Raw genomic sequence first — 12,441 nt, forward strand, 5'->3', positions numbered from 1 at the left:
TTTAATAATTTACCCTACATATAAAACATAATTAGTACGATTTAATAATAATTTTAATACTTGCACTTTCGCAAAGCGTATCTGAGCTTGTCGAGGATATAAGGTTCTTTGACGCTGTCCGCCTGTGGCGGGAAAAGAACAACAAAAAAATTGACAAACTTAAAAATTTTCAGTTTATTTAGTATAAAAATAATAAATATATTGACATTTTATAAAATATATAAATCATAAGGAACTTTTAATCATAAAGATCGTCTAATATATTAAATAGCATGCTATATTATAATAAATTAAATTACATAATTTCATAATAGGGGTAAAATTATATATGAAAAATAAACTTAAAATACTTATAGATATAATAATGACTATTCTTTTTTTTTGTTCTAATCGGGTATCGTTTTACAGGTCGAACTATACATGAATATTTGGTTTATTCAATTTTTATATTTTTTATACTTCATCATATACTTAACTTTCATTGGTATAAAAATCTTAATAAAGGAAAATATAGTTTAAATAGAATACTCAATACATTTATAAATTCTATGCTTCTTATATGTATGCTTGGATTAATTATAAGCGGGATACTATTTAATAGAAATGTAGTAGAATTTTTTAATCTTGAGGGCATTAAAGTATTTAATAAAAGACTGCATATAATTTGCTGTTATTGGGGACTTGTATTGATGTCTGTACATTTAGGCATGCATTGGGGTATGTTTATAAATATGAGTAAGAAGTTTATAAATATAAAAAAACAAATATATATGATAACAGGTTTATTAGCAGCTATATATGGAGTAGTTTCATTTATAAAAAGAGGTATATATATTAGACTATTTTCAGTTACAAGAGTTCCATCTTATGAAGAAGCTTTTATATTTTTCCTTATCGATCATTTCGCTATAATGGGACTTTTTATATTTATCACTTATTATTTACATAGATTAAGCAGTAAATTAAATAAGGTTAATATGATAAACAAACAACTTTAAAATTAGGTATTAGACTTGTTTCAAAAATGATTTTATTTATTATTGTTGGCACTATTCCTGCGAATATGTAAAACATAATATTCGTAATTTTAAGATTAAATAATTTTATTTACAATCTTATCAAGTACTTTTGAAACAAGTCTGCTATTGATAAATTATTATTACACAGATTATAATATTGCAATATAAAAAATAAAATCCTTGTATAATAAATAAAAAAAATATATACTATAAGCCTTATTATATATTTATTTTTGGACTTTGATAAATGAAAAATATAGTAATAATTGGGGCTGGAAATGCAGGAGAAACTCTTGCATCTGAAATACTAACTACTGATGATAATAATGAATATAATATACTATGCTTTTTAGATGATGATATAAATAAAAGAGAAGTAAATATTAATCATCATTCTATAAAAGTTAAGGGAAAAGTAAAAGATATAGAAGATATAATAAAACATTACAAGGATAATAATACCGATATAGAAGAAATTATTATTGCAATACCTACTCTTAAACAAAAAGAACTGCTTGAAATACTTGATATAATATATCCTACAGGAATAAGATATAAAATACTCCCCGGATTTTTTGAAATAATAAAAGGTAATGCCTCTATAAAAGATATAAGAAATCTTGAACCTTCAGACTTGCTTGGAAGAGAGGAGATTGGTTTTGATGAAAAAGAAATATCAGAATATTATAAAGATAAAACTATACTAGTTACAGGCGGCGGAGGCTCTATAGGAAGTGAGCTTGTAAGGCAGTTAATTACACTTCCTGTAAAAAAAGTTATGGCTTTAGATAATTCTGAAAGTGCTGTTCATAATCTCATAATGTCTTTAAATGATAGAAACAATGAAAAACATAAACACAAATTCATGTATATAATATCAAATGTACGTGATTATGTTAAAGTGGATAAAATCTTAAAAGAAGAAAAACCAGATATTATTTTTCATGCAGCCGCTCATAAACATCTTCCTTTTATGGAAAGCTACCCTGAAGAAGCCATTAAAAATAATATACTAGCCACAGAAAATATAGCCACACTTGCTATTAAAAATAATATAAAAAACTTTGTATTCATATCAACAGATAAAGCAGTACGCCCCACTTCATTAATGGGAGCAAGCAAAAGAATATGCGAAAGAATGATAATGTCATTGTCTCATGAACAAAATAATACAGCATTTAAAATAACAAGATTTGGAAATGTTTTGGGAAGCAGCGGAAGCGTTATACCAGTATTTGAAAAGCAGATTAGAGAAGGCAAAGCATTAACTGTTACGCACCCAGAAATGGTTAGATTTTTTATGTCTATAAGGGAAGCAGCAAGACTTGTAATCAAAGCCTGCACTTTAAATGACGGTATAATATTTACTTTAGATATGGGAAAGCCAGTAAAGATTTTGGACTTGGCTAAAAATATGCTTAAAATGTACGGACTTACTGAAAAAGATATACCTATAATTTTTACTGGTATTAGAGAGGGAGAAAAACTTTATGAGGAAATTTTAATGGACGATGAAACATTGATACCTTCTCAGTACAAAAAATTATTTATAGCAAAAGATCCTGTTAAATGCCTCACTCCTGAAGAGCGTAAAGTGATGATTGATGCATTTGATATAGCTTCTCTTGATGCAGATAAAGAAACTATAAAAATGCTCATGCGTAAATATATAGAAGAATATACTGGATAAAAATAATATATACCTAAACAAATACAGTTTGTAAAATTTTAATTATTTAAAGATGTAATTATAACTTATAAATAGTATAAAGCGTTATTTTAATAAAATAAGTTTAAAATGCATTATAATAACTATGTTTTGCTTAAAAAATGCAGTCTTTTTTCTTCTTTGAGTCACACCTGCCTAGCGTCACAAAATAACTGGACATAGCCGTGAAGCCTGCAAATATTTTAAATTTCAAAAATTAATTTTGACAAATTATAGTTGTTTAGGGATATACTGAAACTATTTTAATGTATTAAACATAAAGTGATGCCGGTATTTTTACTAAAAAATTAATTTTTTGTCATACTTAATTTATAAAACTAAATATAATAAAAAAGCAGACCTATGAAATAAGCCTGCCTTTATATTAAATTAATATTATTATTTATATCTGTTTTATATTTGTTCTTCAAAGAAGGATTTGTATATGCTTTTTATGGCTCTATTCAAATCATCATCTTTTACGCCTATCATAATACTTACTTCACTTATACCTTGGTTAAGCATTTCAATATTGATATTGCATTTTTCCATAGAATGCATAGCCCTAGCAGAAACACCTACACACTGCTGCATACCTTCACCTACAAGCATTATCAAAGCAAGACCATGCTCAAAATAAATATTATCAACATTAAGCTCATCACGTACGCGTTCATATATACGTTTTTCTTTTTCTTCAGTAATAGCAGAGTTTCTTACAATTACTGATATATTATCTATTCCAGAAGGAGCATGCTGATAAGGTATGTTTTCATCTTCTATTATTTCCAAAAGTTTTCTTCCGAAACCAACTTCTCTGTTCATCAAGTATTTACTAACATAAAGACAAGAAAAATCCGCCTCTCCAGAAACACCAACTACAGGATTGATATTTTTATTTCTGTTTGCTACTATCCTTGTTCCCTTAGCAGAAGGATTATTAGTATTAAGTATATGTACTGGAATATTAGCTTCATAAACTGGCTGTAAAGCCTCTGCATGAAGAACATTAAAACCGCCGTAACTTAACTCTCTCATCTCTCTGTATGTAAACTCATCTATAAGTTTAGGATTATCTACTATATTTGGAGCGGCTGCAAATACTCCGTCAACATCAGTAAAGTTTTCGTATACTTCAGCATTTACAGCTTTAGCCAATATAGCACCAGTAATATCGCTTCCTCCTCTAGGAAAAGTTACTACATCTCCTTTTTCAGTGTATCCGAAAAATCCGGGGAATATTACCAAAGCAGTTTCATCTTTTAATTTAGCCAAATTAGCATAAGATTTCTCAAGCACAGCAGCATTTCCAAACTCTTCTGAAAGTAAAAGCCCAGCATCTTTAGGATTAACATATTTAGCTTTTACACCTATAGAGTTGATATATGCCGCAATTACTTTGGCAGATAAATCCTCACCCAATGCCTTTACTCCGTCTATAAACTTTGTAGGAAGGCTTTTATCTTCTGCTATTCTATTTAATATATCATTTTGCATCTCTTCTAAAAGTTCATGAGAGAGAGAAAGTTCATCTATAATGTTTTTAAATCTTTCTATAATAATTTTTAATTCTAATTTTCCGTCCTTACCAGAAATAATAGTTTCAGCAAGAGTAATAAGCAAATCGGTTACTTTGGTGTCTTCTTTTAATCTTTTACCGGGAGCAGATACTACAACAATTCTTCTGTCCTTATCGGCTAGAACTATATCCGCAACTTTTTTTATTTGGCTTGCATTTGCAACTGAAGAGCCTCCAAATTTTGCTACTTTCATTTTACTTTAATCCTCCATTTTTTCTAGTAAAAATTACTATATATGATAACATAAAGCAGTTTTTATTTCAATTATATTATTAAAGTTTTCATTAATTAACTCATAATTTTCGATAAATATTAGAATATATAAAGTAAAAAAATAATTTCTTATAAAAAATACAGTTTTAACCCATACTCATTTGAATGATGTTTTATACTGTATCTTTGATTATGCTCTAGAAGTTTTATTTTTAATTTGTCTTCCATAAATACATATGAGGAATTATCTAATTCTAAAAATTCATTATTATTAATTGATAATTTTTTATTTGAAATTTCTCGTCTATAATATATAGGATTTGTACTTATATCTTTTCTTACAAAAAACAAATATACTTTATTAATTGTGATATTCTTAAAATAGGATAATACTGCTAAAGCTCTTAAACAAGCACCTTCAAGCTGCTCTATCAATTCATCATTTCCCTTTCTGCTTTTAGAAAATTCAAAAATATGCATATTATAAACTTTTTCGCTTTCTTTTTGAATGATAACTTTATCAGCACATTTTTTATTTTTCAAATATAGAAATGATTTATCTCCTTCTAATTCTATTATAGATAAAGAATTCTCAAGAACTTCTATAGTTACAGATATACCATGATCAGTTAGTATATATTGTTTGTCATTATAATCATCAAAAAAGTTATTCCGAAATACTTTACTCAAAACTTCTCTAAACTCTTCAGGATATTTTTCATACCATTTTATCATTATAATTCTTCCTGAAAATCGTATATTTCATCTGATATTTTTTTTAATACTTTATTGAAAGTAGGAACTTCAAAACCATACTCTGAACTTTCTAATTTAGTAACTTTTGTAAATCCGTCTTCTTCAATATCAAACTGATACATTCTTACCATATCTTCTGAAATCAAATCGTCCTCATCATATCCGTGTTTATTCATCAAATATTTTTTTCTTTCTTCATTATTTGAATTTAATTTAATCATATTATTTATATGCTGAACAATTGTGTCACTATGAGTTGTTATAAGAATATTGATATTACTATTAACTAATTTAATGAATACTCTAGTTAACTGCTGCTGAAGTTCTGGGTGAAGAGAAATTTCGGGTTCTTCCATTATTATATCTTCATTATGCTTACTATATTTTAAAAATAATATTAATGTACTAATTTCTGTAATCACTGCTGAACTTACATGCATTTTAAAATCAATATCTGAATTATTACTTTTATAATGCACTTTAGCAGAAGGCATATTATCCAAATATATTTTACCATTTATAACTTTATTTTCTAATAAATCTACAATATCTTTTTTATTAATATTTTCATCAAAACGTAAAGATGATAATTTAAAGAAAAAATCCTTTATAGGTAATGTTAATTCCAATTTATCATTAACATTAGAATAATAACTATTATTAAAATAACTGTTTAACGATTTATCTATTATCAAATCTTTAAATAGTAAAAAACCTGTTCTTGATACAGGCAAAAAAAGAGTATTACTCCATTCTCTTGATATAATACCTTCTAATATTCTAAGACATAATAATGTAATAATGCTGTCCATACTATTATTTGTGCCTCCATGAAAACGCATATTATTATGATAGAAATAAATAATATTATCATTTGATTGATTATTAGATAAAATAATCTTATGATATTTCATATTAATATTTACGTCATAATTTGGATACAATATATATATTTCTTCAGCAATAATATTTTTATAACTAAATATACTTTCAAAAATTGCAGTCTTATTATAGGATATAATATCATTTGCAGCATCTATACATTCATTTATAACTTCATTAGATATTTTTACTTCAGTAACTTCAGTTTTATTGTTGGAAAATATTTCATTTGCTAAACTATATAAATTATGATAATTTTGAAAATTCAAAGATTTTTTATAGTCCCAAAAGAACATTATACTAGAAATATACCAAACTAAACTAGCTAAATAACTCTTTCCGCTGTTGTTGTCGCCTACAAAAAGCGTAAACGGTGATAACTCTATTTCTGCCTCTTTGATTTTGGCAAAATTCTTCACGTAAATAGTTGGGTATTTTCTCTTTTTTTCCTGCATATTTAAAATAAATGTGAATTATTATATTTTCTCATATTTTCGGAAATTATTATATTACAAACATGCATATTTTGTCAAGTTTACAAAAATATAGCAGCCTATTTTTTATTCAATATATTCCATAAATTTACGATACTTTAATATAATATTTATATATTTTGAAGATGTAATTTAATTATGAATGAAAATATTTTAGTAGTAGAACATAGAACAGATCTTTTAGACAGATTTGTTGATATTTTAAGGGCTAGACATTATAATCCTATAGCTACAAAATCACGTTCGCAGGCCGTTAATATATCCAATGAAAGTACATTAGATCTAATACTTTTAGATGCTGATATAGGAGACTCACAAGGGCTTCAGCTTCTTGATACTTTCAAAAATCAGGATTCTACAAAAGGAACTCCTATTATTCTTTTAAGTACGCCTTATAGAAAAATGGAGTTTATAGAAGAAGCATTAAATCTTGGAATTGACGGGCTTATATTTATACCTTTCGATGAAATGGAGCTTATCGTAAGAGTGAATAGCTGCCTTAAATACAGAAGATTATATTTAGAGCATCAGAAATTAATTAAGCAGGCCGATTATCTTCAAAACTCTCTAAACGATATGACAGAAGTTTCAAACAGAAATTATCAGTCATATAAAGAAGCCCAAAAAAAATATGACGATATTCTAAATATAGATTTGGAAACTGGTCTTTGGAACAAAAAAGAGTTTTATGAACAATTTACAAGACTGCTTTATGAAACTGTAAGACATGAAGAAACTATTGTTTTGGCATGTTTCTCTATAGACGGACTTGATAATATTATTAATGAATTTGGTATTATAGCAGCCGAAGAGATTATGCTCAAATTCACAGATGTACTAAGAAAAACTACCAGAAGAGAAGATATTATAGCTAGATTTGACAACAATCAATTTATGGTAGCTTTCAATAGAATGAATATAAAATTATACGATAAAAAGGTAGATGAAATAAGAAGTTTTGTAGATAAAAATGAATTAGAATATAATGGTATGATAATTAAATACACAATATCTGTCGGAATATCATATACAGCCTACAAAAAAAATTATCATATAGAAGGTATGGATAAAGAAATAGCTCCAGTACTTTTAGCACTTCATAATGCAAAAAGAAGAGGATATGCTAGTTTATTTGTACACCCTACACTTATTAAAAGGTAAATTCTTATGATAATTAATCTTGATAAAAATAGCGAAGAAAGTATCAAGTATGCAGCATATGAAGCTTCAAAGGTTATAAATGAAGGAGGGATAGTTGTATCTCCAACTGACACAGTTTACGGTATGCTTGCTGATGCTTTTAATAAAGAAGCTGTTGAACGTATATACAAAATAAAAGAAAGAGAAAAAAATAAGCCTTTCTTAATACTAATAAAAAATGCCGAATCTTCTAAATACTTCTCTCAAAATGAAATACCTGATGTAGTAAAAAAAAATATACCAGGTGAGCTTACATTTATTATGCCTCTATCTGATTCCTTAAAAGAAAATTTTTTATATCTAAAAAATACAGTAGCTTTAAGAGTACCTAAAGATAAGTATATGCAGCTTATATTAAACAATACCAAACCTCTAGCAGCTCCTTCTGCAAATCCAAGCGGAGCAGGTGAGATACTTGACGGTAACAAACTTGCTGAACTCTATAAAGATAAAGCCGATTTAATAATAAATGCTGGAATACTTGAAAATAAAATGCCTTCAACATTATATGATTGTTTACAAAATAAAATACTTCGTCAGGGAAGTGTTCATCTAAACATTTAATCATAATTATCTTTTTGATTTTAAATTTTTTGAGGGAACGTTTTTACACATTCCCCCATTTTAGATATTTGGTTTATTTATGTATGAGAATTAATTGAGTTTTCATTTTAATAAAAGCTTTATAGAAAGATATTTAAATACATTACAAAGTGAATGCTCCTTTAAATAAAATTCTTATAAACTTTATAAAGGAGTGCCCATATATAACCTAGTGCACTCGACTTGATTATTTTTAATATTAGGTAGCCCGACTTCGTTATATTTACAAAAAAATATAAAACCTTACGGTTGCGTGCCAGCGAAGGATTTTCACCTTCATTCCCTAATTGAATATAAATTAATTATATATGAAAATACATTTTATATCAAGACTTTATATGTAAAAAAATATATTAATATTTTACATATAAAATATTTTTTAATATTATATTTTTTATATATAATAAAATAAATTTTAGTTATTTTATCAGAGATTAGATATATTTTCTTATAAGCATTTGCTAGCTTATTTATATTTGAAAATAAAATTTTAATTCAGTACAAACTTCATATTTGTCTATATATGCAGCAAATAAACTATAAATTTAAAAAACATATTGGGCGGGCATCTATATTTTTTAATAAATATAATAAAATAAGAAAAAGCAGAAATTTTAAAATAAATTGTTAAATATAAAGGGAGGGAAACAGGAATAATATAAAAATTTTAATACTTAATACAACAAGCTGTATTTTTTGTATAAAAAGAAAATTTTTTTAATAAAATATGAATGAAATTTCTACATATTTATTTCATATACTGTTTTATTATTAAACATATTTAATATATAAGTATTTTATTTTTTATAGTTTACATGCATTATTAGGTAATTTTTATGCTATTTTTTGGTATGTTTCTTGCATGAATTTAAAATTATAAAATATTTTTTATTATTTATATTAGTAAGTAAAATAGTATGATATGTTTTAATAATCGTTATTGAGAGTAATGATCAGTATATAAGGAGTATTAAATGAGTGATGAATTAAATAAAGATATAGATAAAAATAGCGATAATAAAGAAAATAAAAAAGAGGATAATACAGTTTCTATAGTGGAAGACAAATTACCAAGAAGACTTATTATTATACCAGTAATGGGAAAGCCGTTGTTTCCAGGTCTTTATGCTCCATTTCCAATACCTCCGCAGCATGCAGAGGCAGTAAATAAAGCTATATCAGAAAATGATGGTTTTCTAGGTCTTAACTTATATATTTCTGATAATCCTCCGGACAAAAAAACACCTTCTGTAGATGATATCTATAAAGTAGGTGTTGTAGTAAAAGTATTTAAAAAACTTAATCTTCCAGACGGAGGACTTAATCTTCTTATTAATTCTATCAAAAGATATAAAATAATAAGATTTACAACTACAGACCCAGTAATAAGAGCAGAGCCTCTATATATAGAAGATTCATTTCATGGAGATAAAGACTCCAAAGAGATAAAAGCATATACAAGAGCTTTACTTTCAGAGGTTAAGTCTATAAGCGAAAATAATCCTCTATTTACAGAAGAGATGCGTCTTACTATGGTAAATGTAGATGACCCAGGTAAATTATCCGACTTCGTTACTTCTATGATAAATGCCGACAGAGCAAGTCAGCAGGAGATACTTGAAACTTTTGATGTTCAGGATCGTTTAGAGAAGGTTCTTCTTCTGCTTCAAAAAGAAAGCGAAATAGCTAAAATACAGCAGAAAATACAGGGAAGTATTAATGCCAAAGTTCAAAAACAGCAGAGAGATTTTTTCTTAAAAGAACAGTTAAAAGAAATAAAAAAAGAATTAGGATATGATACTGATCCGAAACAAAGAGATATAGAAAAATATAAAAAAGCTCTTGAAGAACTTGATGTTGTAGAAGAAGTCAAAGAGAGAATGCAAAGTGAAATAGAGAAAATTTCTTCAATAGATACACATTCTCCAGAATATACAGTTTCAAAAAATTATTTGGATACTTTATTTGCATTGCCTTGGAATAAAGAAAACAAAGAAAGAGAAGATATAGATAAAAGCAAAAAGATATTAGACAGAGATCATTACGGACTTGAAGATGTTAAAGAGAGAATATACGAATTTTTGGCTGTAAGAAAGTTAAATCCAGATAAAAAGTCTTCAATACTATGTTTTGTAGGTCCTCCGGGAGTAGGTAAAACTTCTATAGGAAAAAGTATTGCTGAGGCATTAAACAGACCTTTCTTTAGATTTTCTTTAGGAGGAATGCGTGATGAAGCTGAAATTAAAGGTCATAGAAGAACATATATAGGAGCAATGCCAGGTAAAATTATAGAGGCGTTAAAAATAGTAAAGGTAAAAAATCCAGTACTTATGCTTGATGAAATAGATAAATTGGGTACGAGTTTTCAGGGGGATCCTTCTAGTGCTTTGCTTGAAGTTTTGGATCCAGAGCAAAATTCATCTTTTAGAGATCATTATCTCGATTTGCCTTTTGATTTGTCTAATGTTCTTTTCATCACTACAGCGAATACTCTTGATACTATACCAAGACCTCTTCTTGACAGAATGGAAGTTATAAGACTTTCAGGATACATCATGGAAGAGAAATTAAAAATAGCTTCAAAATATATTATACCAAGACAAGTTAAAGCGAACGGTCTTGATATAAAAAAGATAAAGTTTACTAATAAGGCTATAAGCAGCATAATAGAGGGATATGCAAGAGAGGCTGGAGTAAGAAACTTTGAAAGAAGAATAGAGAGAATATGCAGAAAAATAGCTGCTGATATAGTTTCAAATAACAAAACATCTTATGATATTACAATAGATGATAAAGATTTAGAAAAGTATTTGAAAAAGCCTATATTTACAGAGGATTTCACAGAGAGAGATTTAAAACCCGGTAATGCTATAGGGCTTGCTTGGACTTCTATGGGAGGAGCTACACTTACAATAGAATCTATAAGAGTATCTGAAAAAAAAGATGCAGGCACTATAAATGTAACGGGACAGCTTGGCGATGTTATGACAGAAAGTGTACAGATAGCATATAGTCATGTAAGAAGTGTTGCTAAAAACTATGGTGTAAGCGATGATTATTTTAATGATGCTGTAATACATCTTCATATACCAGAAGGTGCCACTCCTAAAGACGGACCTTCTGCAGGTATTACTATGGCTACTGCTTTAATTTCACTTGCTATGAATAAAGTTATAAGAAATGATACTGCTATGACAGGAGAGCTTTCTCTAAACGGTAAAGTACTTCCTATAGGCGGATTAAAAGAAAAAACTATAGCTGCAAAAAGACTTGGTTTTATAAAACATATAATCATACCTTATGAAAATATTAGAGATTTGGACGAGATACCTGATAATGTAAAAAAAGGTTTAACTTTTCACCCAGTAAAAAGTGTGGGAGAAGTTTTTGATTTTATGTTTAAATTAAATAAGATAAATAAAGAGGTCAAAAAAGAAAAAACTAAAAAAAATAATAAATAAAAAAATAATTAGCTATTAAAAGGGTCTTTAAAGTATTTTACTTAAAGACTCTTTTATATAAAAAACTAAGTTTAATAATTTCATATTCATTAATAAGTGCAAAACTATAGATTGTCTTAAATCATACCGCTATATTAAATTTTATATATACCTAAACAAATACAGTTTGTCAAAAAATAAATTTTTAAATTTTGATATTTGCGGGGCTTTGCCATGCAATATTTTAAATTAAAAAATCGCTTGGGTGGGTAGCCAAAATAACAGTGAAAGCTAAAAAATAAAAAATAATTTATAAATAACATAATAATGCTTAAAAATTTAGAGGGTGGGGACGAGAGTAAATTTTAAAACTTTATTTTAATCCCCTCCCTTTTAGATTTAAAAGCTTTATTTTTTTATATTGTCTTTAATTAAACTAGCAAGCCTGCACTTCAAAAAGTACGCCCGCCCAAAGCGTGATTTAAAGTAAAAGTTTCCTTAACGCACGCAGAATGATTTTTTTTAATACAAATTAATTAATAAATA

The 12,441-nt window shown here is 27.1% G+C and carries 7 protein-coding genes, 1 pseudogene and 1 riboswitch; of the genes and pseudogenes, 5 read left to right on the forward strand and 3 right to left on the reverse strand.

Annotation, left to right across the window (positions count from 1 at the left end):
- Positions 1 to 328: 328 nt before the first annotated feature.
- A pseudogene (locus Q1X91_RS08615) lies at positions 329 to 998 on the forward strand (DUF4405 domain-containing protein).
- 268 nt (positions 999 to 1,266) lie between these two features.
- Positions 1,267 to 2,709: a nucleoside-diphosphate sugar epimerase/dehydratase gene (locus Q1X91_RS08620; RefSeq protein ID WP_300755896.1), complete on the forward strand. Its 1,443-nt coding sequence runs from the start codon at positions 1,267 to 1,269 to the stop codon at positions 2,707 to 2,709.
- Between the two features lie 432 nt (positions 2,710 to 3,141).
- Here the strand turns inward: Q1X91_RS08620 and Q1X91_RS08625 are convergent, their stop codons facing one another.
- The 3 genes from Q1X91_RS08625 to Q1X91_RS08635 form a co-directional block, all read right to left on the reverse strand.
- Positions 3,142 to 4,500, reverse strand: a complete 1,359-nt coding sequence (locus tag Q1X91_RS08625; RefSeq protein ID WP_300755899.1) for an aspartate kinase — start codon at positions 4,498 to 4,500, stop codon at positions 3,142 to 3,144.
- Positions 4,501 to 4,649: 149 nt separating this feature from the next.
- Positions 4,650 to 5,255, reverse strand: coding sequence for a hypothetical protein (locus Q1X91_RS08630; RefSeq protein ID WP_300755905.1), 606 nt, complete (start codon positions 5,253 to 5,255; stop codon positions 4,650 to 4,652).
- Positions 5,255 to 6,613 carry an AAA family ATPase gene (locus Q1X91_RS08635; protein ID WP_300755908.1) on the reverse strand — a complete coding sequence of 453 codons (1,359 nt, stop codon included), beginning with the start codon at positions 6,611 to 6,613 and terminating at the stop codon, positions 5,255 to 5,257. The genes Q1X91_RS08630 and Q1X91_RS08635 overlap by 1 nt, the downstream gene beginning before the upstream one ends.
- Before the next feature lie 177 nt (positions 6,614 to 6,790).
- Between Q1X91_RS08635 and Q1X91_RS08640 the strand changes: the two genes are divergently transcribed.
- From Q1X91_RS08640 to lon, 3 genes are all read left to right on the forward strand, one after another.
- Positions 6,791 to 7,813 carry a diguanylate cyclase gene (locus tag Q1X91_RS08640; RefSeq protein WP_300755912.1) on the forward strand — a complete coding sequence of 341 codons (1,023 nt, stop codon included), beginning with the start codon at positions 6,791 to 6,793 and terminating at the stop codon, positions 7,811 to 7,813.
- A 6-nt stretch (positions 7,814 to 7,819) separates the two neighbouring features.
- A complete protein-coding gene (locus tag Q1X91_RS08645; protein ID WP_300755915.1) occupies positions 7,820 to 8,416 on the forward strand; it encodes an L-threonylcarbamoyladenylate synthase in 597 nt (198 codons plus the stop codon).
- A gap of 219 nt (positions 8,417 to 8,635) precedes the next feature.
- Positions 8,636 to 8,776: riboswitch (cobalamin riboswitch) on the reverse strand.
- A gap of 653 nt (positions 8,777 to 9,429) precedes the next feature.
- Complete coding sequence (gene lon / locus Q1X91_RS08650; protein ID WP_300755918.1) at positions 9,430 to 11,916, forward strand: endopeptidase La; 2,487 nt, start codon at positions 9,430 to 9,432, stop codon at positions 11,914 to 11,916.
- The last annotated feature ends 525 nt before the right edge of the window (positions 11,917 to 12,441 follow it).

This window comes from uncultured Brachyspira sp. (genome assembly GCF_949287625.1).
GTDB lineage: Bacteria > Spirochaetota > Brachyspiria > Brachyspirales > Brachyspiraceae > Brachyspira.

Bases quoted from the DNA above. Each gene is read 5' to 3' on its own strand.
- Q1X91_RS08620 (WP_300755896.1), top strand. From the start codon at position 1,267: ATGAAAAATATAGTAATAATTGGGGCTGGAAATGCAGGAGAAACTCTT.
- Q1X91_RS08625 (WP_300755899.1), bottom strand. From the start codon at position 4,500: ATGAAAGTAGCAAAATTTGGAGGCTCTTCAGTTGCAAATGCAAGCCAA.
- Q1X91_RS08630 (WP_300755905.1), bottom strand. From the start codon at position 5,255: ATGATAAAATGGTATGAAAAATATCCTGAAGAGTTTAGAGAAGTTTTG.
- Q1X91_RS08635 (WP_300755908.1), bottom strand. From the start codon at position 6,613: ATGCAGGAAAAAAAGAGAAAATACCCAACTATTTACGTGAAGAATTTT.
- Q1X91_RS08640 (WP_300755912.1), top strand. From the start codon at position 6,791: ATGAATGAAAATATTTTAGTAGTAGAACATAGAACAGATCTTTTAGAC.
- Q1X91_RS08645 (WP_300755915.1), top strand. From the start codon at position 7,820: ATGATAATTAATCTTGATAAAAATAGCGAAGAAAGTATCAAGTATGCA.
- lon (WP_300755918.1), top strand. From the start codon at position 9,430: ATGAGTGATGAATTAAATAAAGATATAGATAAAAATAGCGATAATAAA.